Origin of the sequence: Parapedomonas caeni, assembly GCF_041060555.1 — a bacterium.
In the GTDB taxonomy this organism is placed as follows: Bacteria; Pseudomonadota; Alphaproteobacteria; order Sphingomonadales; family Sphingomonadaceae; genus CAUJIW01.
The window spans coordinates 12,602-39,341 of the sequence record NZ_JBEUDS010000004.1 but is presented as its reverse complement, the minus strand read 5'-3'; the positions used below and the strand labels follow the sequence as shown (position 1 = coordinate 39,341).

Genomic DNA, 26,740 nt, shown 5'->3' with positions numbered 1-26,740 from the left:
CCATGGACCTGTCCGCCAGTCCGCCCGCCGGCACCAAGCACCACCACTTCCTCAGCCCGGCCCATGGCCGCAACGAGCGGCGGATGTGGCTGGTGATCGCACTGACCGCCGTCACCATGGTGGCCGAGATCGTCGGCGGCTACTGGCTGGGCTCGATGGCGCTGCTGGCCGACGGCTGGCACATGGCCAGCCACGCCGGCGCGCTGGGGCTGGCGGCGGCGGCCTATGGCATCGCCCGCGCCCGCGCGGCCGACCCCCGCTTCTCGCTGGGCACCGGCAAGGTCGGCGATCTCGCCGCCTTCGCCAGCGCCATCGCGCTCGGGCTGATGGCGCTGCTGATCGCCATCGAGTCTGTAGACCGGCTGATCGCGCCTCAGGCCATCCACTTCAGGGAAGCGATGCTGGTCGCCGTGGTCGGCCTGCTGGTCAACCTGGCCAGTGCCTGGCTGCTGGGCCATGACCACGGGCACGACCATGGGCACGGGCACACGCACGGTCACGATCACCACGGGCACGACCACGATCACGATGACCACGGGCACCACGACGACACGCACGGCCACCACCGCGACCACAATCTGGCGGCGGCCTATGTCCATGTGCTGGCCGACGCGCTGACCTCGGTGCTGGCGATCGCCGCGCTGGCCGCCGGCTGGCTCTGGGGCTGGGGCTGGCTCGATCCGCTGATGGGGCTGGTGGGCGCCGCCGTGATCGCCCGCTGGGCCTGGGGGCTGGCGCGCGACACCGCGCGGGTGCTGCTGGACATGACGCCCGACCTCGACCTGCTGGCGCAGGCGCGCCGGGCGCTGGAATCCGACACCGACGAGGTCACCGACCTGCACATCTGGCGGGTGGGGCCGGGGCATCTGGCGAGCATGATCACCATCGTCTCCAGCCGGCCGCAGCCGCCGCATGTCTATCAGGAGAAGCTGCGCGGCCTGGCGCCGCTCAGCCACGTCACCATCGAGGTCCACCCGCGCGGCGCCGATCCGGCCGCCGCCCCGGCGGACAGCCTATCTTGACGCTGTAACCGGCGGCCTGTACGCCGCGCCACGACTCCCCCGCTTCGCCGGCGACAGGTTCCGGCCCGGTTCGTGAAGGATTGCCCATGGCGCGTGACATCAACAAGGTGGTGCTGGCTTACTCCGGCGGCCTCGACACCTCGATCATCCTCAAGTGGCTGCAGCAGACCTACGACTGCGAGGTCGTCACCTTCACCGCCGACCTCGGCCAGGGCGAGGAACTGGAACCGGCGCGCCAGAAAGCCATTCTGCTCGGCATCAAGCCGGAAAACATCTTCATCGAGGATCTGCGCGAGGAATTCGTGCGCGACTATGTGTTCCCGATGATGCGCGCCAACGCGCTCTACGAGGGCCTCTACCTGCTCGGCACCTCGATCGCCCGGCCGCTGATCGCCAAGAAGCAGATCGAGATCGCCCGCAAGATGGGCGCTGATGCGGTCTGCCATGGCGCGACCGGCAAGGGCAACGACCAGGTCCGCTTCGAGCTGGGCTATTACGCGCTGGAACCGGGCATCAAGGTGATCGCGCCGTGGCGCGAGTGGGACCTGACCAGCCGCACCAAGCTGCTGGAGTTCGCCGAACAGCATCAGATTCCCATCGCCAAGGACAAGCGCGGCGAGGCGCCGTTCTCGACCGACGCCAACCTGCTGCACACCTCGTCGGAAGGCAAGGTGCTGGAGGACCCGTGGGAAGAGGTGCCGGACTATGTCTATTCGCGCACCATCAACCCCGAGGACGCGCCGGACACGCCGACCTATATCACCATCGACTTCGAGAAGGGTGACGCGGTTGCCATCGACGGCGTGGCGATGAGCCCGGCGACGCTGCTCGCCAGGCTCAACGACCTCGGCCGCGACAACGGCATCGGCCGGCTCGACCTGGTCGAGAACCGCTTCGTCGGCATGAAGAGCCGCGGCATGTACGAGACGCCGGGCGGCACCATCCTCTATGCCGCCCATCGCGGCATCGAGCAGATCACGCTCGACCGGGGTGCCGCGCACCTGAAGGACGAGCTGGCGCCGCGCTATGCCGAGCTGATCTACAACGGCTTCTGGTTCTCGCCGGAGCGCGAGATGCTGCAGGCCGCCATCGACAAGAGCCAGGAGCATGTTTCCGGCACGGTGCGCCTGAAGCTCTACAAGGGTTCGGTCAACGTCGTCGGCCGCAAGTCGCCCAACTCGCTCTATTCGGCCAACATCGTCACCTTCGAGGAAGACGCCGGCGCCTACGACCAGCGCGACGCGGCGGGCTTCATCAAGCTCAACGCCCTGCGCCTGCGCCTGCTCGGCCAGCGCGGCCGGCTGGGCTAAGGCACCGCGCGCCGATCGACGCCGCCCCCGTGACCGCGCGGGGCGGCTGCCGGCAGCCCGCTCAGCCGAAAAATCTCAGCCCATGAAGGTGTGGCGGATGCCGTCGAACACGAACTGGGCGGCGAGTGCGGCCAGCAGCACGCCGAGCAGGCGGGTGATGACGCCGGAGATGGTCTTGCCCATCAGCCGCATCAGCGGCCCGGCGGCCAGAAGGGCGGCCAGCGTGATCGCCAGCACGGCGGCGAGCGCCGCCAGCACCACCGCCTGACCCTCCCAGCCCGGCTGCTTGGCGGTGAGCAGCATGGTGGTCGCGATGCTGCCCGGTCCGGCGATCATCGGGATCGCCATCGGGAACACCGAGATGTCCTCCTCTTCGAGGGAGACATGCTTGGTCTCGGCCTCGCGGGCGACCTTCTCGGCCCGCGTCTCCCGGCGCTCGGTGCGCTTCTCGAACACCATGTCCATGGCGATGATGAACAGCAGCACGCCGCCGGCGGTGCGGAAGGCATCCAGGCTGATGCCCAGCGCGCCCAGCAGCGCCTCGCCGGCCAGCGCGAAGGTGAGCAGGATGGCGGCGGCCATCGCCACCGAGCGGATCGCCATCAGCCGCTGATGGCGGGTGCTGGTGCCGGCGGTCAGGCTGGCGAAGATCGGCGCGCAGCCCGGCGGGTCGATGATGACCAGCAAGGTGACGAACGCCGGGATGAATACGTCGAGCATCGGCGCATCAGATCACAGACCGGCCGGGTCGGCCAGCCCGGCCTGACGGCAGGCGGCGACCACGGTGTTGCGCAGCAGGCAGGCGATGGTCATCGGCCCGACACCGCCCGGCACCGGGGTGATGGCGCCGGCGACGGCCGCGGCACTGGCGAAGTCGACATCGCCGACGACACGGGTGGCGCCCTCACCCTTCTCGGGCGCCGGAATCCGGTTGATGCCGACGTCGATCACCGCCGCCCCCGGCTTGATCCAGTCGCCGGTGACCATCCGCGGCCGGCCGACGGCGGCGACCACGATGTCGGCGCCAGCGACCACCGCCGGCAGGTCGCGGGTTTTCGAATGCGCGACCGTGACGGTGCAGCTTTCCGCCAGCAGCAGCTGGGCCATCGGCTTGCCGACGATGTTGGAGCGGCCGATCACCACCGCCGACTTGCCGGCGAGATCGCCCAGCGCGTCTTTCAGCAGCAGCAGGCAGCCATAGGGGGTGCAGGGCACCAGCGCCGGCTGGCCGGTGGCCAGGCGGCCGGCGTTGATGACGTGGAAGCCGTCGACGTCCTTGTCGGGGTCGATGGCGTTGATCACCGCCGCTTCCGAGATGTGCTTGGGCAGCGGCAACTGGACCAGGATGCCGTGGACACCGGCATCGGCGTTGAGCTGGCCGACCAGCGCCAGCAGCTCGGCCTCGCTGGTGGTGGCCGGCAGCTTGTACTCGAACGAGGCCATGCCGGCCTCGACGGTCTGCAGCCCCTTGTTGCGGACATAGATTTCCGAGGCCGGATCCTCGCCCACCAGCACCACCGCGAGCCCCGGCGTCAGGCCGTGATCAGCCTTCAGGCCGGCCACCGCCGCGCCGACACGCTGGCGCAGGGTGGCGGCGAACGCCTTGCCGTCGATGATCCGTGCCGTCACGTCAGTTCTCCGTCGTCAGTTGGGCGAAGCGCGCGGCCAGCACCGCGCCATCGCCGGCAATGTGAATCCGTTTTTCCCGCCCCGTTTCGCCGCGCAGCAGAGTCACCGCCGACTTCGGCACCCCGAAGCTGCGCGCCAGCAGCGCCAGCACGGCGGTATTGGCCTCGCCGTCGGCCGGCGCGGCCCGCACCTTGACCGCCAGCCGTTCGTCGCCACGGGCGTCGACCACCAGCCCGGCGACGGCGTCGCGCCCACCCCTGGGCGTCACCCTGACGGCGACGCACACGCCGCCCGCATCGGGCGACAGCGCCGAACTCACATCATCGCCCCGAAGAACAGCTCCATCAGCAGCTTCCGGGCAAACATGATGAGCAGGATCACCACCAGCGGCGAGAAGTCGACGCCGCCGAGATCCGGCAGCACCCGGCGGATCGGCCGGCACAGCGGCTCGACGATGCGGTTGAGGGAGTCGAGGATGGCGCGGACAAAGGCGTTGTAGGGGTTGATGACGTTGAAGGCCACCAGCCACGAGGCGATGGCGCTGACCACGACCGCGAACATCAGCAGCGCGAGAATTGTGTCGATAAGCCAGTAGACCGCGCCCATGCCATGTCACCCGTCTGGAGTTGATGGGGGCGATGTAGCCGCTACGGCGATATTCTTCAACCCGGCCTCGCGCCGGAGGGCGTCAACCCGGCCTAGCGCCGGAGGGCGTCAACCCGGCCTCGCGCCGGATGGCACCGGCGACAGACTAGAGCGTCCGGCGTGTTAACCCCTTCGCAAGACCCGCTGTTCATAGTCACGCTCACGGAGACGTGTGGTGACCAACAACTACTCGATCAACTATGCGGCCTTGATGTCGACGGTGAGCCTGTCATCGTCGGCCGCCACCAGCTATACCCCGATCCAGATGGACCTCTCCGGGTTGATCACCAACGTCAACCCCGCGCCCGTGGTCTCGCAGAAAACGCTGTCCAAGTTCGACACGCCGGCCGTCATCGCGCCGTGGAACGACAGCGACGGCAGCAGCAGCGCCTCGCTTTACCAGGCCGCGCAATCGGCACTGGCGCTCGACTCCTTCATCAACCTGAAATCGGACGCGGTCGGCAAGGCCGAGGGTGACGCCGACCTGAAAACGCTGTTCGGGCTCTACCAGGCGCTCGACAACCTCAAGGCGCTGGCCGCCTATGGCGCGGAAAAGACCACGCCGTCGACCGCGCTGGCCCAGCTCAGCGCCAAGTTCGCCGAGGGCCTGGCGGAAGTGCAGAAATTCACCGCCACCAGCGCCACCGACAAGCTGGCGCTGATGTTCGGCACCAAGAAGTCGCAGTTGGAAACGGTGACCCTCCCCAAGACCGCCACCAAGATCGAGGGCATCGGCATCGTCGAGGAAGACCCCACCAAGGCACTGAGCGGGCTCACCGGCGCCGAGAGCTTCACCATCCGGTTGTCATCCTCGACCAAAGACGAGACCTTCACCATCGACCTGTCGCAGATCACCACCACGCTGTCGCTGGGCGCCGTGGTCGGCCTCATCAACCAGCAGATCAGCGCCTCGGTGGTGCTGGACTCCAACGGCGACCCGCTGCTGTCGGGCGACGGCGAACCCATGTCCCGCTTCCGCACCCGCGCGGAACTCTACAAGACCGGCGACGACATGTGGGGCATCCGCTTCGCCGGCTCGTCCACCGAGACGATCACCCTGGGCGACCCCGCCGTCACCGAGCCGTCGATCTATGTGCTGAGCCAGAACAGCAGCAGCGGCAACCCCACCATCGGCGGCCTGCGCCGCCTTGACGACATCGACAACACCCTGACGCTCGGCAACGCCTCGACGGTGGCCGGCCTCGACACCGGCGCCACGGCACTGGCCGCGGCGGTGTACAAGTCCGGCAAGACTTCCGACGGCGAGGGCGCCCCCGGCGACATCGCCGCCACCACCACCGCCCGCAACATGGCGGTGGATTCCCAGGGTTTTCTCTATGTCGTCGGCACGTCTTCCGGCGACTTCGGCATCGCCAAGGGCGACGGCGAGAATGACCTGTTCCTGACCAAATACGCCCCCGACGGCAAGGTGATCTATTCCCGTCTGGTCGGCGGCGGCGGCGTCAATGAGGGCTATGCCGTCGCCGTCGACAAGGATGACAATGTCATCGTCGCCGGCTCCACCACCGGCAACCTCGCGCCCAATGACGCCTTCAACGGCCAGGATGCCTTCGTCACCAAGTTCACCTCTGACGGCACCGAACTGTTCACCACCCAGATCGACCGGGTGGCGGTCAACGCCGGTACCGCGCTCACCACCGACGCCGACGGTAACATCTATCTCGCCGGCACGGTGACCGGCACCATCAGCCCCACCGACGCCGCCGTGGGCGGCCAGGACGTGTTCGTCGCCAAGATCGACGGCGCCAAGCGGGTGGTGGAAGGTGTGACCAGCCGGGTGATGTCGATCACCCAGTTCGGCACCACCGGCGCCGACAGCGTCGCCGACATCGCGGTAGGCGCGGACGGCGCGGTGCTTGTCGCCACCACCGAGAGCGGCCGCGCCATCGTGCGCAAGCTGGACTCCGCCGACCTCGACGCCCAGCTCGGCCAGATCGACCTTGGCGCTGTCGGCTCCGGCGGGCTGACCGGCATTGCCGTCGATCCCGACACCGGCACGGTGGTGGTGGTGGGATCAACCACCAGCGGATCGCTCGACGCCGGACCGGCCACCGGCTCGCCCGCCGGCTTCATGGACGGCTTCGTCGCCCGCCTCGACGGTGCGCTGACCGCCCAGGGTGTCACCTACATCGGCACCGACCAGGGCGACCGCATCAGTGACGTCGCCATCCGCGACGGCAACATCTACGTCAGCGGCTCCACCACCGGCGTGCTCGCCGGCAGCGGTCGCAAGGGCTCGGTGGACAGCTTCGTCTCCCGCCTCGACCTCGGCTCCGGCGCCGTCGAGGCCACCGCCCAGTACGGCGCGGTGGAGACCGCCACCGCCGGCGTGGCGCTGGCACTCAATACCCAGGGCTATTCGAGCACGCTGGCCCGGCTGGGCCTGACCGCCGGCGTCCAGAACCCGGCGCAGTCCTCCGACCTGCTGAGCCAGACCAGTCTGCGCAAGGGCGACTATTTCTACATTTCCGTCGACGGCGGCACGAAGCGCAAGATCACCATCCGCGAAGGGGACACGCTGAAGTCGTTGTCGGTGCGGATCAAGGCAATCTCTTCCAGCCTCGATGTCTCCGTGAGCACCCTGTCCACCGGCACCAAGCTGCAGATCAAGGTTAAGGGCGACGCCACCGTCGACGTCCTCGCCGGCGACAACGGACGGGACGCGCTCGCCAAGCTCGGCATGGAACCCACCAAGCTGCTGTCGGCCGAGCGGCTCTACGGCCTGGGTGGCGAGGACGAGATGGAAACGCTGCTGACGCCGGGCGGCAGTTACGCGCTGGGACTGACCAGTGCGCTTACCTTCGATGACAAGCGTTCGGCGAGCTACGTGCTGAGCCAGATCAGCAACGCCATGTCGACCATCCAGCGGGCCTATCGCTCGCTCTATTACGACGAAACCCGGGTGCAGCTGGCGCAGAACGCCAAATATGCCGGCTCCGGCAGCGCGCCGGCCTATCTCACCAAGCAGCTCGCCAACTACCAGGATGCCCTGTCGCGGCTGGGCGGCGGCGTCAGTTCGAGCACGCTGATATGATCGGCCGGCTGCTGTCCCTGCTGGTGGCGGTGTTGCTGCTGGCCGCGCCGGCGCAGGCGGCCGGCGGCGGCGAGAGCAGCGACAAGGAGGGCGCGCCGACCTTCGTCCGCTTCGAGCCGATCATCGTGCCGCTGTTCGATGACACCCGTGTCGCCGGCATGATGTCGGTGACGGTGACCCTGCAGGTGCCCAAGCCCGAGGACAAGGATGCCATCGAGGCGCGGCGCATCCGCTACATCGACGCCTTCAACACCGCGCTGATGCAGCTGGGCCGGCTCAAGCTCGACCCGCGCCGGCCGCTCGATGTCCGGCTTCTGGCCGCCGAGGTGCAACGCGCCGCCGACCGCACCCATGGCAAGCCGGGCCTGAAGGCCTTCGTGGTGGACGCCAGCGCCCGCAAGCTGTGAGGCCCGCACGGGTCGCGCCTTCCGCCATCACTCGGCCCCGGCCACTCGGGTGGAGTCACTCCCGGCGCCGTCACATCGCCGAGATGCCGCCGTCGATATAGAGCTCCGAGCCGGTGACGAACTTCGACTCGTCGGAGCACAGATAGACGGCGGCGTAGGCCACGTCGTCGGGCTCGCCGACCCGACCCACCGGAATCTGCCGGCCGAGCTTGGCCAGCAGCTGCTCGCGCTCGACGCCCGGCCCGATGTCGTCGAGAATCGGGGTGTCGATGAACGTCGGGTGCACCGAGTTGCAGGTGATGGCATAACCGGCGCGGGCACAGTGCAGCGCCACCGACTTGGTGAGATGGCGCACCGCCGCCTTGGCGGAGTTGTAGGAGGCGAGGTTGGCGGCGGCGATGACGCCGGCGATCGACGACACGTTGAGCACCGCCCCCCGGCTGCCTTCCCGCCGGGTGGTCTCGGCGATCACCGGCAGCGCGTATTTGCACCCCAGGAACACCGAGTCGAGGTCGACGGCGTGCACCCGTCGCCAGTCCTCCAGCGTCGTGTCCTCAACAGTGCCGGCCGCGCCGATGCCCGCGCAGTTGACCAGGATATGCAGGCCGCCGAAGCTGGCGACCACGGCATCGAGCGTGTCCTGCCACTGCTCGGCGCTGGTGACGTCATGGCGGATGGCGGCGGCCCGGTCACCCAGGCCGGCGGCCACCGCAGCGGCTCCTTCGCCATTGAGATCGCTCAGCAATACCCGCGCACCCTGGGCAACGAACAGGGCCGCGATCGCCCGCCCGAGCCCCGACGCCGCACCCGTCACGATTGCCACCTTACCCGCCAGCCGACCTTGCGATTCCATCGATTCCGCCTCTTGAACAGGAGCCTGAAAAACCGACTCTAGCCCGCCCGAGTGTTGTTTGAACAGCACAGCAGTCAAAAGATCTGACATTTTTGCTGGGTTCTCGGCTTGCGCGAATTCACAACCGTTTCTAGCTTCTTGCTAATGGCAACCGCGCGCCGGGCACTCTTGTCCGCGGACGACGCGGGGGAATCGGGGAAGTTCTTTGGGGAGACATCATGCGTAAATCTATTCTTTTGGCATCCGCCGCGGCACTCGCCGCTTCCTGCGTCAGCCTGTCGGCCGCTCGGGCCCAGGACGAAACCGCCCAGAACGAGTCGATCGACTTCGGCGATATCATCGTCACCGCCACCAAGCGCGCCCAGAGCCTGCAGGATGTGCCGATCGCCGTGTCGGCGGTGAGCGCCGAGCAGCTCAAGAACGCCGGCGTCACCGACATCCGCGAGCTGCAGAACCTGGCGCCGAGCCTGTTCCTGTCCGCCTCGTCGTCGGAAGTGGCCGGCACCACCGCCCGCGTCCGCGGCGTCGGCACCACCGGCGACAACCCCGGCCTGGAGTCGGCGGTCGCCGTGTTCATCGACGGTGTCTACCGCTCGCGCAACAACGTCGGCCTGACCGAACTCGGCGAGGTCGAGCGCATCGAGGTGCTGCGTGGCCCGCAGGGCACGCTGTTCGGCCGCAACGCCTCGGCCGGCCTGATCAACGTCGTCACCGCCGGGCCGAAGTTCACCACCGGCGGCTATGGCGAGGCCAGCTACGGTAACTATGACGCCATCCGCTTCGCCGGCGGCATCACCGGCGCGGTGGTCGAAGACAAGCTCGCCGCCCGCATCGATGGTGTCTATACCAAGCGCGACGGCATGATCGATGACGTCGTCAATGGCGCCTCCTACAACGACCGCGACCGCTGGCTGCTGCGCGGTCAGATGCTGTTCACCCCCAACGACGACCTGTCGGTGCGGCTGATCGCCGACTATTCCAAGCGCAACGAGAACTGCTGCGCCGCGGTGACCCTGGTGCGCGGCTCGACCGCCGCCATCATCGAGGCGCTGGGCGGCCAGCTCGGCTCGGGCGCCGGCGGGGCCTCGTCGGACGACCCTTATGACCGCGAGTCGGCGACCACGCCGGGCCGCGGATTCCAGCAGGACGTTACCGAATGGGGCATGTCGGGCGAGGTCAACTGGGACTTCGGTGACACCTCGATGACCTCGATCACCGCCTACCGCGACTGGAAGGCGTGGCGCAGCCAGGACATCGACTACACCAGCGCCGACATCCTCTACCGCGACACCGACGGCATGGTGCAGGAATTCAAGACCTTCAGCCAGGAACTGCGGTTCAACGGCAAGGTCGGCATTCTCGACTGGCTGGTCGGTGCCTATTACGCGCATGAGGTGCTGACCCTCGACGACGCGGTGCGGGTCGGCTCGGACTATGGCGCCTATGCCGACGCGCTGGTGCGCGCCTCGGTGCCGACCTTCCCGGGCTATGCCCTGTTCCGGCCGTTCGTCCAGGCGGCGACCGGCTCGGCGGCGCTGGCCAGCCTGGCACCGGCCTCGCTGACCTTCCCCGAAGGCTCCGGCGTGGTGCAGGACAGCTGGAAGCAGACCTCCGACAACTGGGCGCTGTTCACCCACAACATCATCAACGTCACCGACAAGTTCTCGGTGTCGCTGGGCCTGCGCTACACCGAGGAAAAGAAGAAGCTGAAGGCCAACCTGCTGGCCAACAACCAGGCCTGCGACGACCTGATGGGCTTCCTCACCAACCCGGCGGTGCCCTCGGCGGTGGCCTCGGCGCTGTCGAGCCTGGCCACCCTGCCCTGCCTGCCGTTCTTCAACTCGGCGGTGGACGGCAACTACAACTCCTCGCGCAAGGAGACTGAATGGACCGGCACGGCGGCGCTGAACTACAAGTTCACCAACCGGATGTCGGCCTATGTCTCCTACGCCAAGGGCTACAAGGCGGGCGGCTTCAACCTCGACCGCGCCGCCATGTCGACCGCGGCACCGAGCGCCGATGAACTGCAGTTCGACGCCGAGAAGGTGGACGCTTACGAAGTCGGCATGAAGTTCCGTAACGACAGCGGCACCTTCGGCATCAATGCCGCCGCTTTCTACTCGGATTTCAAGGACTTCCAGCTCAATACCTTCAACGGCATCAGCTATGTGGTGGCCAACCTGCCGGGCAGCACGGTGTCGAAGGGCATCGAGATCGAGACCTATGTGACGCCGATCGATGCGCTGATGCTCAACGGCGGCCTGACCATCGCCTCGACCAAATATGACGACAACCTCGGCAACACCGGCCTGTTCGCGCCGCCGTCCGCCTCGGCACCCGCCGGCGGCGCGCTGTGGCAGCTGGCCGGCCGGCAGATCACCAGCGCGCCGAAATATTCGATCTCGGGCGGCGCCACCTACAAGGAGAACCTGCCGGGCTCCAGCCTGATGGGTCTGGTGCATGTCGACGTCCGCTACACCAGCGACATCAACACCGGCTCCGACCTCGATGCCGAAAAGATCCAGGACAGCGTGTTCCTGATCAACGCCCGCATCGGCGTGCTCGGCGAGGACGAGCGCTGGGGCGTCGAGCTGTGGGGCCGCAACCTGACCAACAAGAACTACATGCAGGTCGGCTTCGACGGTCCGCTGCAGGGATCGGGGACCAAGAACGCGCTGGTCAACACCCAGACCTTCAACGCCTTCCTGGCCGAGCCGCGGACCTATGGCATCACGCTGCGCGCTCGGTTCTGACGCCTCGCACCAACTAACGGCAACCAGACTGCACCCGCCCCGGCCCCTGCCGGGGCGGGTTTTCTCTGCCCGCGCGGCGGCGATACTCGACTAGTCTATAAATTCTAGTCTCGCCATTCGGACAATGTTATAGGCGGGGCAAACACGGCTCAGGCAGGGGGACGCCGTCAATGACTGCAGAGGATACAGGCCTCGGGGAGGCCGCGCGCCTGGCCGCGTTGCAGCGATTGCGCGACGCCGGTCTGCGACCAACCCGGCAGCGGGTGGCCCTGGCGATCTTGCTGTTGGCGAAACCCGAAACCCGTCATGTCACCGCCGAGCAGCTGTTCGCCGAGGCGACCGCCGCCGGCGTGCCGCTGTCGCTGGCCACCGTCTACAACACGCTGCACCAGTTCACCGCCGCCGGCATGGTGCAGCCGGTGGTGTTGCAGGCCGGCCGCAACCATTTCGACACCAACACCCGGCCGCACCAGCATGTGGTGCAGGCGGATGGCACGATCATCGACATTCCGTCCGACCAGGTGCGGCTGGCCAGCCTGCCGCCGCTGCCCGAAGGGACGACGCTGGAGCGCGTCGACGTGGTGATCCGGGTCCGGCGCGCCAGCCCCGGCACCGACAGCCGGGCCCCCTGACCGCGCCGTTTCCGCTGAGGACCTCAGCGCGCTCAGGCCCGCAGCGTATCGAGAAAACCGTCGAGTTCGCCCAGCACCTGGTTCAGCACGGCTGCGTGGAACAGCCAGTGGCCGACGTCATCAAGCTCACGGTAGCGCACCGGGCCGCCAAGCCGGCGGGCGGTGGCGCGGGCGACCCCGGCGGGCGTGATGCGGTCGGCGGTGCCGACCATCACCAGCGCCGGCATGGCCAGTCGGGCATAGTCGACCCTGGCGGGCTTGCCGCTGTGCAGCGCACCGGCGAGAATCTCGCCCAGCACCCGGCCGGAATCAGGGATCAGCTCGGCAACCTCGCGCTCGGCATCGGCCGCCGGCACGTTGTTGAAGATGCCGTAGAGCGCCGCCTCACGCGGGATCAGCGTCGTCCGGTGCCAGAAGCCCCAGCGGCTGACCAGCGGCCAGGTGGTCCTGAGCGGCTCCAGCCCGATCGCCAGGATGTCGGCCGACGGCGCCGGCGACAGCAGCGCCAGCCCGGCCGGCTGCACCCGCACCGCCAGCAGCTGCGCCAGCAGCCCGCCCAGCGAGTGGCCGGCGACCACCAGCGGACCATCCACCGTGCGCGCCACTGCCTCAAGCGCGTCGACATAGTCGGCCAGGCCGTAGCCGGCGAGTTCCGGCGGCACCGGGTCGCCGGGCGCGATGTCGTGGCCCGGCAGCGCGGGCGCCAGCACCGTGTGGCCGCGTGCCTCCAGGTGGGCGCGCGCGGCCTCCCACACCCGCGGCCGCGACCACATGCCATGGATCAGCAACACGGTGGGCTTGTCGGTCATGCGATCCCTCTCCCCTGGTCCCTGCGCGGCGGCCTCGCCAGCACCGGCCCCCAATTCCGGCCCGATGCTAGCGCACCATGCCAGCCGCGGCGAGCACCGCCATGTTGACCAGCTCCGAGGCCGTCGAGGTCATCGGCGCGATCTGCACCGGCTTCGACATGCCCATCAGCAGCGGGCCGACGACGCTGCCGTTGATCTCCTTGAGCAGCTTGGCGGAGATGTTGGCGGCATGCAGCCCCGGCATGATCAGCACATTGGCCGGTCCGGTCAACCGGTTGAACGGATAGAGCGACTTCAGTTCGCGGTTGAGCGCGACGTCGGGCGACATCTCGCCTTCATACTCGAAGCCGGGCCGGCGCTGGTCGAGCAGTGCCACCGCGTCGCGCACCACCGCCGGGATGACGCCCGGCGGGTTGCCGAAGTTGGAGTAGGACAGGAAGGCGACGCGCGGCTCGTGGCCGAGGCGACGCACCGCTTCCGCCGTCTGGATGGCGATGTCGGCCAGCGTTTCGGCATCGGGACGCTCATGCACCGTGGTGTCGGCGATGAACAGCGTCTGGCTGCGGCCGACGACGATGTGCATGCCGAACAGCATGTGGTCCGGCTGCGGATCGATGGCCAGCATCACCTGTTCGAGACTTTGGCGGAAGTGACGGGTGACGCCGGTGATCATGGCGTCGCCATAGCCCATCTCGACCAGCAGCGAGGCGAACACGTTGCGATCCTGGTTGACCAGCCGGACGCAGTCGCGCAGCAGATAGCCGCGCCGCTGCAACCGGGCGTAAAGCCGCTCGCTCATCTGGGTGGTCAGCGGGCTGATGCGGGCGTTATGGATCTCGAACTCCTCCACCGCCTCGATGCCCAGCGCCCGCAGGCCGGCCTCGACCCGCTCGGTGCGGCCCACCAGCACCGGCACGCCATAGCCGCCGTTCTTGAAGGTGACGGCGGCGCGCAGCACCTTCTCCTCTTCCGCCTCGGCGAACACCACCCGCTTGGGGTTGGCGCGCGCCTTGTCGTAGCTGGCCGCCAGCACCGCCGTGGTCGGATTGAGCCGGGTCTTCAGCTCGGTGCGGTAGGCGTCCATGTCGAGGATGGGCTTGCGGGCGACGCCGGTATCCATCGCCGCCTGGGCGACGCGGGCCGGAATCCACTCGATCAGCCGGGGATCGAAGGGTGCGGGAATGATGTAGTTGGGCCCGAACACCCGACGTTCGCCGCCATAGGCCGCCGCCACCTCGTCGGGCACGTCCTGCTGGGCGAGTTCCGCCAGCGCGCGGGCGGCGGCGATCTTCATTTCCTCGTTGATGGTGGTCGCCCGCACGTCGAGCGCGCCCCGGAAGATGTAGGGGAAGCACAGCACGTTGTTGACCTGGTTGGGATAATCCGACCGGCCGGTGGCGACGATGGCGTCCGAACGCACACTGGCCACCTGCTCCGGCGTGATCTCCGGGTCCGGGTTGGCCATGGCGAAGATGATCGGGTTGGGGGCCATCGACCTGGCCATCTCCGGCGTCACCGCGCCGGCCGCCGACAGACCGAGGAACACATCGGCGCCGCGCAGCGCATCAGCCAGCGTCCGGTCCTCGGTCACCACCGCGTGGGCCGACTTCCACTGGTTCATGCCCTCGGTGCGGCCCTGATAGATGACGCCCTTGGAGTCGCACATGATGACGTTGTTGTGCGGCACGCCCAGCGCCTTGGCGAGTTCGGTGCAGGCGATGGCGGCGGCGCCGGCGCCATTGACGACCAGCTTGATGTCCTTGATCGACTTACCGGTGATTTCCAGCGCGTTGAGCAGGCCGGCGGACGAGATGATGGCGGTGCCGTGCTGGTCGTCGTGGAACACCGGGATCTGCATCAGCTCCTTGAGCCGGCTTTCGATGATGAAGCATTCCGGTGCCTTGATGTCCTCAAGGTTGATGCCGCCGAACGACGGCTCCAGCAGGCGCACGCAGTTGATGAAGGCGTCGACATCCTCGGTCGCCACTTCCAGATCGATGGAGTCGACGTCGGCGAAGCGCTTGAACAGCACCGACTTGCCCTCCATCACCGGCTTGGAGGCCAGCGCGCCGAGGTTGCCGAGCCCCAGGATGGCAGTGCCGTTGGAGATGACGGCGACCAGGTTGCCCTTCACCGTGTAGTCGTAGGCCGCCGCCGGATCGTCGGCGATGGCCTTGACCGGCACCGCGACACCGGGAGAATAGGCCAGACTCAGGTCGCGCTGGGTGGCCATCGGCTTGGAGGCGATGATTTCCAGCTTGCCGGGCCGCTTGGCGGAATGGAACAGGAGCGCTTCCCGATCACTGAACTGCACGTCTTTGTCGTCCGACATTCCCCATTCCCTTTCGCTAGCGCTCACCGGTAAAACCTGATCGATGTACTCAACCCAACCCACCCCGTCCACCGACGCGAGCGTCGCACCGGTACCGGCCGCGACACCGATGATGGCGCAATACCTCGCCGTCAAGGCCGAGTATCCCGACTGCCTGCTGTTCTACCGCATGGGCGACTTCTACGAGCTGTTCTTCGACGACGCCCACAAGGCGGCCGCCGCGCTCGACATCGCGCTCACCCATCGCGGCAAGCACCAGGGCACGGACATTCCCATGTGCGGCGTGCCGGTGCATGCGGCGGACTCCTATCTGGCGCGACTGATCAAGGCCGGCTTCCGGGTCGCCGTCGCCGAGCAGATGGAAGACCCGGCGGAAGCGAAGAAGCGCGGCTCGAAATCAGTGGTACGCCGGGAAATTGTCCGCCTCGTGACGCCGGGCACGCTGACCGAGGAGCCGCTGCTGGATGCCCGCGCCAGCAACTACCTCGCCAGCCTCGCCGAGGCCGGCGGCCACACCGCGCTGGCCTGGTGCGACATGTCCACCGGCCAGCTGGCCACCATGGCGCTGGGCCCGGACCGGCTGGAGGCGGAACTCGCCCGCCTGGCGCCGGCGGAAGTCGTCGCCGCCGAAGGCACCCCGGCCCCGGCGGTGCTGGCGGTGCTGGGCACGCCGCTGACCCCGCTGCGGCGCGAACGCTTCGACAGCCAGCGCGGCGAGGCGCGGGTGAAAGCCCTGTTCCGGCTGGCCAGCCTCGACTCGCTGGGCGGTTTCGAGCGGTCGGAACTGGCGGCACTGGCCGGCCTCATCGACTATCTCGACGAGACCCAGAAGGGCGCGCTGCCGCGCCTGTCGCCGCCCCGGCGGGAGACGGCCGGCGCGGTGATGGCGATCGACGCCGCGACCCGCGCCAGTCTGGAGCTGACCCGCACCCAGTCCGGCGACAAGCGCGGCAGCCTGTTGGGCGTCATCGACCTCAGCGTCACCGCCGCCGGCGCCCGGCTGCTGGCCGGGGATGTCGGCGCGCCGCTCACCGACATCGCGGCCATCGATGCCCGGCTGGACCTGGTGGACTGGTTCCTCGACGACACCGTGGTGCGTACCAAGACCCGCGACCTGCTGAAGGCGACGCCCGATCTGGAACGCGCGCTGTCCCGCCTGTCGGTGGGGCGCGGCGGCCCGCGCGATCTGGCCGCCGTGCGCACCGGCCTCACCCAGGCGCTGGCGCTCAAAGCCCTGCTCGCCGAGACCGCCGCCGCCCGGCTGACGCCCTGCGCCATGCTGGCAGCGCAGCTGGCGGCCATCGGCCCGCACGGGGCGCTGGTGGACCATCTGGCCCGGGCGCTGGTGGCCGAACCGCCGATGGCGGTCGCCGATGGCGGCTTCATCGCGCCGGGCTTCGATGCCGCGCTCGACGAGCTGCGCTCGCTCAGCGCCGACGGCCGGCGGGCGGTGGCGGCGCTGGAGGCGCGCTACCGCGAGGAGACCGGCGTCAGCGGCCTCAAGATCCGCCACAACAACCTGATCGGCTATCATGTCGAGGTGGCGGCCAAGCAGGCCGACCCGCTGATGGCGTCGGGCCAGTTCATCCACCGCCAGACCATGGCCGGCGCCATCCGCTTCTCGACCGGCGAGCTGGCCGACCTCGCCACCCGCATCGCCCAGGCCGGCGATCGCGGCCTGGCGCTCGAACGCGAGCATTTCGAGGCGCTGCGGACACAGGTGCTGGCTGACGGCGGGCTGATCGCCGCCACCGCCGGCGCGCTGGCCCGCCTGGACGTCGCCGCCAGCCATGCTGAACTCGCCGCCCGCGACGGCTGGTGCCGGCCGGTGATCGAGCCCGACCCGGTGTTCCGCATCGACGGCGGCCGCCATCCGGTGGTTGAAGCCGCGCTGCGGCGCACTGGCGCGCCGTTCGTCGCCAACGACTGCACGCTCGACGACGCGCAGCGGGTGTGGCTGCTCACCGGCCCCAACATGGCCGGCAAGAGCACCTTCCTGCGCCAGAACGCGCTGATCGCCGTGCTGGCGCAGATGGGCGCGCGGGTGCCGGCGCGGGCAGCGCACATCGGCATCGTCGACCGGCTGTTCAGCCGCGTCGGCGCCTCCGACAATCTGGCCCAGGGCCGCTCCACCTTCATGGTCGAGATGATCGAGACCGCCGCCATCCTTAACCAGGCCACCGACCGCTCGCTGGTCATTCTCGACGAGGTGGGCCGTGGCACCGCCACCTACGACGGTCTGGCCATCGCCTGGGCGGTGCTGGAGCAGCTGCACGAGGCGATCCGCTGCCGCACCCTGTTCGCCACCCACTATCACGAGCTGACCGGGCTCAGCCAGAAGCTGCCGGCGCTGGCGCTCTACACGGTGGCGGTGCGCCAGTGGAAGGACGAGCTGGTGTTCCTCCACGAGATCATGGCCGGCGCCGCCGACCGCTCCTACGGCCTGGCGGTCGCCCGCCTCGCCGGGCTGCCGGCCTCGGTCACGGCGCGTGCCCAGGCCATCCTCGACAAGCTGGAAAACCCGCAGACCGCCGGCAACGCCCGCTCGGCGCTGGAGGCGCTGCCGCTGTTCGCCGCCGCCGCACCGGCACCGGCGCCGGCGCGGCCGGAACCGCTGCGGGCGGCTTTAGCGGATATTCATCCCGATGCGCTAACCCCGCGCGAGGCGCTCGACCTGCTCTATCGTCTGAAAGCCATCGCCGAGGCGCCGCCGGAGCACTAGATTAAGGCCGGAACAACAAGGCCGGGAGACAACACAGGGTCATGACCGATCTGTTCGCCAGGGTCGCCAACCGGCGCGACATCATCGACCGGCGCGTCCTCGCCGACCGGCTGGACGCCATCGCTGGCAACGGTGACGCCGCCGAGCAGCGGCGCGCCTGCGTCGGCGTGCTCAAGGAGGCGCTGGCAACCGGCCGGGCCGAGCTGCAACGGCGGATGCTGGCGGAGGAGGCGCGCGGCAAGACACTGGCCAGCGCCTATGCCTTCCTCACCGACCAGATCCTGCGGCTGGCCTATGATTTCGTCACCCAGAAGCTCTATCCGCTGTCCAACCCCACCGCCGGCGAGCGACTGACCCTGCTGGCGGTCGGTGGCTATGGCCGCGGCGAGATGGCGCCGTTCTCCGACGTCGACATCCTGTTCCTCACCCCCCACAAGCAGACGCCGTGGACCGAGCAGGTCATCGAGGCGATGCTCTACCTGCTGTGGGATCTGCGGCTGAAGGTGGGGCATGCCAGCCGCACCGTGCCGGAAATGATCCGCTACGCGCGGGAGGACACCACCATCCGCACCGCCGTGCTGGAGGGTCGTTACCTGTGGGGCGACCAGGCGCTCTACGACGAGGCGCGCGCCGCCTTCTGGCGCGACGTGGTGCCGGGCACGGAATCCGAATTCGTGCGCCAGAAGCTGGACGAGCGCGATGCCCGCCACAAGCGCATGGGCGACAGCCGCTACGTGGTCGAGCCCAACCTCAAGGAAGGCAAGGGCGGCCTGCGCGACCTGCATACGCTGTTCTGGATCGGCAAGTATATCAACCGCGCCAACGACGTCACCGAACTGGTGGACAAGGGCCTGCTCACCGCCGAGGAGCTACGCCAGTTCCTCAAGGCCGAGGAATTCCTCTGGACGGTGCGCTGCCACCTGCACGACATCACCGGCCGCGCCGAGGAACGCCTGACCTTCGACGTCCAGCGCGAACTGGCCGCCCGGCTGAAATACGCCGACCGCCCCGGCGTCTCCGGCGTCGAGCGGTTCATGAAGCACTATTTCCTCACCGCCAAGACGGTGGGCGACCTCAGCCGTCAGTTCCTCGCCCACCTGGAGCACCAGCACCGCAAGAAGCCGCTGTGGCGGCTGCCGACGCTCCGGCGCGGCGCCCGCAAACTCTCCGGCTTCGTGGTGATGGAAGGCCGGCTGGCGGCCCCCGACGACCTGTTCTTCCGTGACCAGCCGGTCCGGCTGATCCAGCTGTTCCACCTCGCCGACACCCAGGGACTGGAAATCCACCCCACCACCGTGCGCCAGGCCGGGCGCGACGCGACGCTGATCACGGCGGCGGTGCGCAACGACCCCGAGGCCAACCGGATGTTCCTCGACATCCTGACCTCGCCGCGCGACCCGGAATCGATGCTGCGGCTGATGAACGAGGTCGGCGTGTTCGGCCGCTTCGTGCCCGACTTCGGCCGGGTCGTGGCGCAGATGCAGTACGACATGTACCACCACTACACGGTGGACGAGCACACCATCCGCGCCATCGGGCTGCTGGCCCGCATCGAGAAGGGCGAGCTGGCCAAGGACCACCCGCTGGGTACCGAGATCATCGGCAAGCTGCTGTCCCGCCGGGTGCTCTACGTCGCGGTGCTGATGCACGACATCGCCAAGGGTCGCGGCGGCGATCATTCCGAGCTGGGCGCCAGGGTGGCGGAGAAACTGTGCCCGCGTCTGGGGCTCAACGCCGCCGAGACCGAGACCGTGGCCTGGCTGGTGCGCTATCACCTGCTGATGTCGGCCACCGCCTTCAAGCGCGACCTCACCGACTACAAGACGATCCTCGACTTCGCCGAGATGGTGCAGAGCCCGGAGCGCCTGCGCCTGCTGTTGCTGCTGACCACGGTGGACATCCGTGCCGTGGGGCCGGGCATCTGGAACGCCTGGAAGGGCCAGCTGCTGGGCGAGCTGTATGAATCCGCCGAGGAAGTGCTGCTGCTGGGTCACAAGACCAGCGGCCGACGCGAGCGCATAGCCGCCAAGCAGCAGATGCTGGAGACCCAGCTCGGCTGGTCGCAGGCCAAGTTCAGCCGCTATGCCAAGCGCTTCTTCGACGCCTACTGGATCGCAGAACCGCAGGACGTGCTGTTCCTCAATGCCGAACTGGTGCGGGTGGCGGACGAGGCCAGGAAAAGCCTCAACGTGGCGACGGTGATCGACATGGCCGCCGGCACCACGCTGCTGTCCATCTACGCGCCCGACCACCCCGGCCTGTTCTTCCGCGTCGCCGGCTCGATCTCGCTGGGCGGCGCCAACATCGTCGGCGCGCGCATCCACACCACCCGCGACGGCATGGCGCTCGACAACATGACGCTGCAGGACCACAACGGCGGCGCCTTTGATGATCCCGACCGGCTGGCAAGGCTGCAACAGACAGTGGAGGACGCGCTGGCCGGGCGCATCAAGCTCGCCGACCGGCTGGCGGCCAAGCCGTCGAGCAAGCCGCGCGCCGAGGTCTTCAGGGTCGAGACCAACATCCTCATCGATAACAAGGCATCGAACCGCTACACGGTGATCGAGATCAACACGCTGGACCGGCCGGCGCTGCTGTTCGCGCTCACCCACGCGCTGTTCCAGGCCAAGGTGACCATCCACTCCGCCCATGTGGCGACCTATGGCGAGCGCGCGGTCGACGTGTTCTACCTCACCGACCTCACCGGCGAGAAAATCACCAACGCCAACCGGCTGAAGGCGCTGGAGCGCAAGCTGGTGGCGGCCGCCAACGGCGAGGAAGAGGAGGAAACGCCGCGCACACCCAGGGGTGTCGATCCCGGCAAGTCCGAGCCGGTCTATGTCGGCGGCGGCTGGGGACGGTAAGACCCGCGACCATCTCCGCTGGTCTGCCGGCGGTGAGCGCCGCGCCTCACCCCTGGCCGGCGGTCCACAGCGGGTTCTTGATCCGGGCGAGGAATGCCGCGTGGGCGGCCTGTTCCTCCTCGGTGGGCGCGTGCGGCCGGGGCGCCCGGTAGCGGCGTTCCAGCGTCACGCTCGTGCGCGTCTCCACCACGGTTTCCATCAGCTGGAAACCGTGCTGGCGGCCGCCCATCAGTTCAAGATAGACCTCGGCCAGCAATTGCGCGTCGAGCAGCGCGCCATGCTTGGTGCGCGCCGAGCGGTCGATGCCGAAGCGGCTGCACAGCATGTCGAGGGAGGCCTTGGCGCCGGGGAACATCCGTTTGGCGATGTCCAGCGTGTCGACCATCCGGCTCCACGACATCACCGGCCGGCCGAGGTTCTTCAGTTCCCAGTTGAGGAAGCGGAAATCGAACTCGGCGTTGTGGGCGACCAGCGGCGCGTCACCGACGAAGGCGAGAAAGTCGTCGACCACCGCGGCGAACAGCGGCTTGTCCTTCAGCATTTCGGTGGAGATGCCGTGCACCTCTTCGGCCCCCTTGGGCACGTCGCGCTCGGGGTTGATGAGCTGGTGGAAGGTGCGCCCGGTGGGCAGGCGGTTGACCAGCTCGACACAGCCGATCTCGATCAGCCGGTCGCCCTTGTCGGGGTCGAAGCCCGTGGTTTCGGTATCAAAAACGATCTCGCGCATCAGGGGGTGACCTTGTTTCGCCTGACCTTGTTCCGGATCACGGCCGTGCCCGGCCGGCGCCCGCCCGGCAACCCCGGCGGCCAGTGGCGCGCCGGCAGGCCATCGAGCGCCCGCAGCAGCCGGCGGATGGCGACCAGCGTCGGCAGCTTGCCCTGGCCGGAGGGGATGACAAAATCCGCCCGCCGGCGCTTGGCGGCGTCCGGCAGCTGGGTTTTCAGGATATGGGCGAATTTCTCCGCCGTCATACCCGGGCGCGCCAGCACCCGCTGGCGCTGGACATGCGCCGGTGCCGAGACCACGGCGACGGCATCGCAGCGCCGGTCGCCGCCGGTCTCGAACAGCAGCGGCACATCAAGCACCACCAGCGGCTGGCGATGCAGCGCCTGAGTGGAGAGCCAGTGGCGGCGCACGCGGTTGAGCATCGGGTGGATGATCGCCTCCAGCCGCTTCAGGGCCGCGCGGTCGGCAAAGACGATGGCGCCGAGCTTCTGCCGGTCAAGCCCGGTCGGCCCGGTGGTGCCGGGGAACGCCGCCTCGATGGCCGGCAGCGCCCTGCCGCCCGGCCGCTGCAACGCGTGCACCGCCGCGTCGGCGTCGAACACCGGCACCCGCAACCGCCGGAACATGGCGGTAGCGGTGGACTTGCCCATGCCGATGGAGCCGGTCAGCCCGAGGATGATCATGCCACCAGCCTCGCCCGCAATGCGGCCTCATGGGCGGGATCGCGCGGTGGATCGGCGTCGAAGAACAGTCGGAAGGCTTCCGCCGCCTGGCCCACCAGCATCACCAGCCCGTCGATGGTGGCAAGCCCGCGCGCCCGGGCCGCCTTCAGCAGGTCGGTCTCCAGCGGCGCGTAAACGATGTCGTAGGCGATGGCGTCGGCCGCCAGCGGCGCCAGATCAATGTCGAGCGGCGGGTGGCCGGTCATGCCGAGGCTGGTGCAGTTGACCACCAGCGCCGCGCCGTCGAGCGCCGACGCCTGCCGCGCGAGGCCGTGGACGCTGCCGGGTATCACCAGTTCGTCCAGCAACGCCGCCGCCTTGTCGGTGGACCGGTTGACCAGCCGGATGTCGGAAACGCCCAGACCTTTTAGCGCCGTCAGCACCGCCCGCGCGGCACCGCCGGCGCCCAGCACGCAGGCAGGTCTGCCGGCAAGCCCCCGGTCCCTGAGCGGCTCGGCAAAACCCGGGGCGTCGGTATTGTGCCCGGTCAGCCGGCCATCGGCGCCGACCACCACCGTGTTGACCGCGCCGATGGCGCGTGCCGCCGGGGTGATCTCGTCGAGTGCGGCCATCACCGCCTGCTTGTGGGGAATGGTGACGTTGACGCCACGAAAGCCCAGCGCCGGCAGCGCTCGCACCGCCTCAACCACCCAGCTCGGCTCGACCGGCAGCCGAACGTAGTGGCCGTCAATGCCCAGCCACTCCAGCCACAGGCCGTGAATGACGGGCGACTTGGAGTGGGCGATCGGCCAGCCGATGACGCCAGCCACCGGCGGCGTGGGGCGTGCGGTCATGACGGCAGTACCTGGCGGGCGCGCAGATAATCGAGCAGCGCCAGCAGCGGCAGGCCGAGAATGGTGAAATGGTTGCCGGAGACGCGGGCGAACAGCTGGATGCCCAGCCCTTCCATGCGATAGCAGCCGACGGAGCCCAGGAGCGCCTCGCCCTCGGCGGCAAGGTACTGGTCGATGAACGCCGGCGACAGCGAACGCATCAGTAGTGTCGCGGAATCGATGAACCGCCACACCGGCTGGCCGTCCTGGGCGATGACGGCGGCCGACAGCAACCGGTGTTCCCGTCCCGACATCAGTTCCAGATGCGCGCGCGCCTGAACCAGCGTGTCGGCCTTGTCGAGCATCTGGCCACGGCCGAGGTCGAGAATCTGGTCGCAGCCCAGCACCAGCGCGCCGGGCATCCGCCGCGACACCTTGACCGCCTTGGCCTCGGCCAGCGCGTCGGCGATCACCCGGGGCGGCGCGCCCTGCATCTTGAGGCTGGTCTTGATCTCGTCCTCGTCGACGTGCGGTGCCACCGCCTCGAAGGTGATGCCGGCGGCCCGCAGCACCGCCTGCCGGCTGGCACTGGTGGACGCCAGCACCAGTGGCGACGCTTCACTCGACATCATCGCCACCTCCACCGGGATTAGTGTTCTTCGTGGCCGCCCTGGCGGCGCCCTCACGCTGTGTAACCAGATTGACGATCGCTGCCGCCGTCTCCTCGATCGAGCGGCGGGTGACATCGATCACCGGCCAGTTGTGCTGGGCATAGAGCCGGCGGGCGAAGGTGAGTTCGGCGGAGACCTCCTCGTCGCGCACGTAATCGGTATCCTCCGACTGGTTCATGCTGCGCAGCCGGTTCCGGCGGATATGCACCAGCCGGTCCGGCGAGGTGGTCAGCCCCACCACCAGCGGCCGGGTCAGGGTGAACAGCGTGTCGGGCAGTGGTGTCGTCGGCACGATCGGTACGTTGGCGGTCTTGTAGCCGCGATTGGCAAGATAGATCGAGGTCGGCGTCTTGGAGGTACGGGAAACGCCCAGCACCACGATATCCGCGTCGTTGAGGTCCTCCGGCTGCTGGCCATCGTCATGGGCCATGGTGAAATGCACGGCCTCGATGCGGCGGAAATAGGCGGCATCCATGGCATGCTGGCGGCCAGGCAGGCCGCGCGCGGACTGGCCAAGAAACTGGCTGAGCGCCTGCAGCACCGGATCAAGCACCGAAATCGCCGGCAGCCCGAGCGTCAGGCAGCGGCTTTGCAGCCGGTCGCGCATCTGCGGGTTGACCAGGGTGAACAGCACCAGGCCGGGGCGCTGCGCCACTTCCTCCATCGCCCGGTCGAGCTGGCGCTCGGAGCGGATCATCGGCCAGAAGTGCTTGATCGCTTCCGCGCCCTCGAACTGGGAAAGACAGGCCTTGGCCACGGATTCCAGCGTTTCGCCGGTGGAATCGGAGACCAGATGGAGATGCAGTCGCGCCATGGTCGATACGCCAACGGGTCATGCGGTCGGGCGGTCAGCCAAACCCTGTGGATGAGCTGGGGATATCAGGCTTAGAGAAGCCGCACGATGGAGGCAAGGGTGCCGCTCCGGCGATCATGCCCACCGCCTCCCCGATTTATCCCCATGGGGACGGATTTTACCGCTGCCTGTGAGTCCTGGGGACAAGTGGCGCACAGCCGCCGGATTGCGCCGGTTCGCCGCACGAAAGCCGGTAGCCAGACTGTGGATGGTTGGCTAAACCCCACTGCTGGAACGCCAACAACTACTACTTCCTTCTTCTATATAAATAGAATGGAATCCTTGAGGTGAGCATGAAGCCCTTCCTGCGTGTGCTGTCCGGTGAGCGGGTCGACCCGACGCCCGTCTGGCTCATGCGTCAGGCCGGTCGCTATCTGCCGGAGTATCGGGCGGTGCGCGCCGATGCCGGCTCGTTCCTCGACCTGTGCTACGACCCGGCCCGCGCCACCGAAGTGACGTTGCAGCCGATCCGTCGCTTCGGCTTCGATGCCGCCATCCTGTTCTCCGACATCCTGGTGACGCCGCACGCGCTGGGCCAGCAGCTGTGGTTCGAGGAAGGCGAAGGCCCGCGCCTGGCGCCACCGCTCAAGGACGCGTCGCTCGACGCCCTGACGCCCGCACCCGAACGGCTGGCGCCGATCTACGAGACGGTGCGGCGGATCAAGGCCGCCCTGCCGCCCGAGACGGCGTTCATCGGCTTTGCCGGCAGCCCGTGGACCATCGCCACCTACATGGTGGAAGGCCGCGGCAGCCGCGACCAGGCCTCGGCCCGGCTGATGGCCTATGCCGAGCCGGACCGCTTCGCCGATCTGATTGATCGCATCGTTGCCATCACCGTTGACTACCTCGGCCAGCAGGTACAAGCGGGCGTCGAGGTGGTGCAACTGTTCGACAGCTGGGCGGGCACCCTGTCGCCAGCGCAGTTCCGCCAGTGGGTGATCGCGCCCACCACCCGCATCGTCGAGGCGTTGCGTGCCCGCCACCCCGGCTTGCCGATCATCGGCTTTCCAAAGGGGGCCGGCGCCAAGCTGATCGCCTATGCCGCCGAGACCGGGGTCAGCGCGGTCGGGCTCGACGAGACGGTCGACCCGGTGTGGGCCAACATGGCGCTGCCCAGGGGCTTGCCGGTGCAGGGCAATCTCGATCCGCTGGCGCTCAAGGCCGGCGGGGCGGCGCTGGACGCGGCGGTGGACGCCATCCGGGCGGCGCTGGCCGACCGGCCACATGTGTTCAACCTCGGCCATGGCATCCTGCCGGACGTGCCGGTCGCCCATGTCGAGCGGCTGATGGCGCGGCTGCGGGCCTGACCGGCGGGCGGGAGACGGGGCGATGACCGGCTTTCTGGGGGACGCCTATCTGTGGGTGAAGGCGCTGCATGTCATTGTCGTCATCTTCTGGATGGCCGGCATGTTCATGATGCCGCGCTTCTTCGCCTACCATGCCGAGGAAATCGCCGCCCACGGCCTCGGCTCGCCGTCCGATCTCGCCTGGCGGGCGCGCGAACGCCGGCTGATGCGCATTATCATCAACCCCGCGATGGTGCTGGTGTGGCTGTTCGGGCTGATGCTGGCGACCCATCTGGGCTGGGACGTCGGCGGCTGGCTGTGGCTGAAGCTGGCGCTGGTGACGGGTCTGGCCGCGCTGCACGGTTTCCTGTCGCGCTGGCGCCGCGCCTTCGCCGACGGGCGCAACGTACATTCGACGCGGTTTTTCCGCCTGATGAACGAAATTCCCACACTCGCCACTATTCCGGTGGTGATCCTGGTCATCGTCAGGCCATTCTGACTGTGGCGGCTGGCCCGTTGCGAGACGGCCACAGGTACGAATCGCGCCACATTTTTAGACCGGCCCGACCCCGGCACCCCTTGACTTCGCCCGACGCCGCTCTTAGGTGCAGGCCTTGACGCGCTCGCTGTCCCAAGCGCGATTCCCCCCTTAGCCCGTCCGTCCGCGCACCCTGT

At 68.4% G+C, this 26,740-nt stretch carries 22 protein-coding genes; 10 read left to right on the top strand and 12 right to left on the bottom strand.

Annotation, left to right across the window (positions count from 1 at the left end):
- The first annotated feature begins 2 nt into the window (after positions 1-2).
- Positions 3-1,022: a CDF family Co(II)/Ni(II) efflux transporter DmeF gene (gene dmeF, locus ABU113_RS04335; RefSeq protein WP_454558399.1), complete on the top strand. Its 1,020-nt coding sequence runs from the start codon at positions 3-5 to the stop codon at positions 1,020-1,022.
- Between the two features lie 86 nt (positions 1,023-1,108).
- The gene (locus tag ABU113_RS04330) at positions 1,109-2,332 is read left to right on the top strand and encodes an argininosuccinate synthase (RefSeq protein WP_454558256.1); all 1,224 of its coding nucleotides are present in this window, start codon (positions 1,109-1,111) and stop codon (positions 2,330-2,332) included.
- 75 nt (positions 2,333-2,407) lie between these two features.
- On the opposite strand, the gene ABU113_RS04325 is transcribed toward ABU113_RS04330, so the two are convergent.
- The 4 genes from ABU113_RS04325 to ABU113_RS04310 are packed head-to-tail and all read right to left on the bottom strand — an operon-like array spanning position 2,408 to position 4,567.
- Positions 2,408-3,052, bottom strand: coding sequence for a MarC family protein (locus ABU113_RS04325; RefSeq protein WP_454558255.1), 645 nt, complete (start codon positions 3,050-3,052; stop codon positions 2,408-2,410).
- Between the two features lie 12 nt (positions 3,053-3,064).
- Positions 3,065-3,961 (bottom strand): bifunctional methylenetetrahydrofolate dehydrogenase/methenyltetrahydrofolate cyclohydrolase FolD, encoded by an 897-nt coding sequence (gene folD, locus ABU113_RS04320; protein WP_454558254.1) that lies wholly within the window; start codon positions 3,959-3,961, stop codon positions 3,065-3,067.
- Position 3,962: 1 nt separating this feature from the next.
- Positions 3,963-4,280, bottom strand: coding sequence for a DUF167 domain-containing protein (locus ABU113_RS04315; protein ID WP_454558253.1), 318 nt, complete (start codon positions 4,278-4,280; stop codon positions 3,963-3,965).
- A complete protein-coding gene (locus ABU113_RS04310) occupies positions 4,277-4,567 on the bottom strand; it encodes a YggT family protein (protein WP_454558252.1) in 291 nt (96 codons plus the stop codon). The genes ABU113_RS04315 and ABU113_RS04310 overlap by 4 nt, the downstream gene beginning before the upstream one ends.
- Before the next feature lie 214 nt (positions 4,568-4,781).
- Here ABU113_RS04310 and ABU113_RS04305 point away from each other — a divergent pair, with 214 nt between their 5' ends.
- Positions 4,782-7,661: an SBBP repeat-containing protein gene (locus ABU113_RS04305; RefSeq protein ID WP_454558251.1), complete on the top strand. Its 2,880-nt coding sequence runs from the start codon at positions 4,782-4,784 to the stop codon at positions 7,659-7,661.
- The gene (locus tag ABU113_RS04300) at positions 7,658-8,068 is read left to right on the top strand and encodes a hypothetical protein (protein ID WP_454558250.1); all 411 of its coding nucleotides are present in this window, start codon (positions 7,658-7,660) and stop codon (positions 8,066-8,068) included. Before ABU113_RS04305 ends, ABU113_RS04300 begins: the two co-directional genes overlap by 4 nt.
- Positions 8,069-8,138: 70 nt before the next feature.
- On the opposite strand, the gene ABU113_RS04295 is transcribed toward ABU113_RS04300, so the two are convergent.
- The gene (locus ABU113_RS04295) at positions 8,139-8,921 is read right to left on the bottom strand and encodes a glucose 1-dehydrogenase (RefSeq protein ID WP_454558249.1); all 783 of its coding nucleotides are present in this window, start codon (positions 8,919-8,921) and stop codon (positions 8,139-8,141) included.
- A gap of 218 nt (positions 8,922-9,139) precedes the next feature.
- Here ABU113_RS04295 and ABU113_RS04290 point away from each other — a divergent pair, with 218 nt between their 5' ends.
- Together ABU113_RS04290 and irrA are read left to right on the top strand one after the other, a co-directional pair.
- Positions 9,140-11,674, top strand: coding sequence for a TonB-dependent receptor (locus ABU113_RS04290; RefSeq protein ID WP_454558248.1), 2,535 nt, complete (start codon positions 9,140-9,142; stop codon positions 11,672-11,674).
- A gap of 170 nt (positions 11,675-11,844) precedes the next feature.
- Positions 11,845-12,306 carry an iron response transcriptional regulator IrrA gene (gene irrA / locus ABU113_RS04285; protein ID WP_454558247.1) on the top strand — a complete coding sequence of 154 codons (462 nt, stop codon included), beginning with the start codon at positions 11,845-11,847 and terminating at the stop codon, positions 12,304-12,306.
- 32 nt (positions 12,307-12,338) lie between these two features.
- On the opposite strand, the gene ABU113_RS04280 is transcribed toward irrA, so the two are convergent.
- Together ABU113_RS04280 and ABU113_RS04275 are read right to left on the bottom strand one after the other, a co-directional pair.
- Positions 12,339-13,115, bottom strand: coding sequence for an alpha/beta hydrolase (locus ABU113_RS04280; RefSeq protein WP_454558246.1), 777 nt, complete (start codon positions 13,113-13,115; stop codon positions 12,339-12,341).
- A gap of 67 nt (positions 13,116-13,182) precedes the next feature.
- Positions 13,183-15,447, bottom strand: coding sequence for an NADP-dependent malic enzyme (locus ABU113_RS04275; protein WP_454558245.1), 2,265 nt, complete (start codon positions 15,445-15,447; stop codon positions 13,183-13,185).
- Between the two features lie 43 nt (positions 15,448-15,490).
- On the opposite strand from ABU113_RS04275, the gene mutS reads away from it, so the two are divergent.
- Together mutS and ABU113_RS04265 are read left to right on the top strand one after the other, a co-directional pair.
- Positions 15,491-18,169, top strand: coding sequence for a DNA mismatch repair protein MutS (gene mutS, locus ABU113_RS04270; protein WP_454558244.1), 2,679 nt, complete (start codon positions 15,491-15,493; stop codon positions 18,167-18,169).
- 41 nt (positions 18,170-18,210) lie between these two features.
- Complete coding sequence (locus tag ABU113_RS04265; protein ID WP_454558243.1) at positions 18,211-21,033, top strand: [protein-PII] uridylyltransferase; 2,823 nt, start codon at positions 18,211-18,213, stop codon at positions 21,031-21,033.
- 46 nt (positions 21,034-21,079) lie between these two features.
- Here ABU113_RS04265 and dnaQ read toward each other — a convergent pair whose 3' ends face one another.
- Genes dnaQ through ABU113_RS04240 form a run of 5 tightly spaced genes read right to left on the bottom strand, consistent with a single transcriptional unit; the run spans position 21,080 to position 24,740 of the window.
- Entirely contained in the window at positions 21,080-21,760 is a 681-nt protein-coding gene (gene dnaQ, locus ABU113_RS04260; RefSeq protein WP_454558242.1) for a DNA polymerase III subunit epsilon, read from the bottom strand.
- Entirely contained in the window at positions 21,760-22,443 is a 684-nt protein-coding gene (gene coaE / locus ABU113_RS04255) for a dephospho-CoA kinase (RefSeq protein ID WP_454558241.1), read from the bottom strand. Before coaE ends, dnaQ begins: the two co-directional genes overlap by 1 nt.
- Positions 22,440-23,276, bottom strand: coding sequence for a shikimate dehydrogenase (gene aroE / locus ABU113_RS04250; RefSeq protein WP_454558240.1), 837 nt, complete (start codon positions 23,274-23,276; stop codon positions 22,440-22,442). The genes coaE and aroE overlap by 4 nt, the downstream gene beginning before the upstream one ends.
- Positions 23,273-23,884, bottom strand: coding sequence for a Maf family protein (locus ABU113_RS04245; RefSeq protein ID WP_454558239.1), 612 nt, complete (start codon positions 23,882-23,884; stop codon positions 23,273-23,275). The genes aroE and ABU113_RS04245 overlap by 4 nt, the downstream gene beginning before the upstream one ends.
- Entirely contained in the window at positions 23,874-24,740 is an 867-nt protein-coding gene (locus ABU113_RS04240; RefSeq protein WP_454558238.1) for a pyruvate, water dikinase regulatory protein, read from the bottom strand. Before ABU113_RS04240 ends, ABU113_RS04245 begins: the two co-directional genes overlap by 11 nt.
- Positions 24,741-25,072: 332 nt before the next feature.
- On the opposite strand from ABU113_RS04240, the gene hemE reads away from it, so the two are divergent.
- Positions 25,073-26,086, top strand: a complete 1,014-nt coding sequence (gene hemE, locus ABU113_RS04235) for a uroporphyrinogen decarboxylase (protein ID WP_454558398.1) — start codon at positions 25,073-25,075, stop codon at positions 26,084-26,086.
- A gap of 22 nt (positions 26,087-26,108) precedes the next feature.
- The gene (locus ABU113_RS04230) at positions 26,109-26,564 is read left to right on the top strand and encodes a CopD family protein (RefSeq protein ID WP_454558237.1); all 456 of its coding nucleotides are present in this window, start codon (positions 26,109-26,111) and stop codon (positions 26,562-26,564) included.
- Positions 26,565-26,740 lie beyond the last annotated feature (176 nt).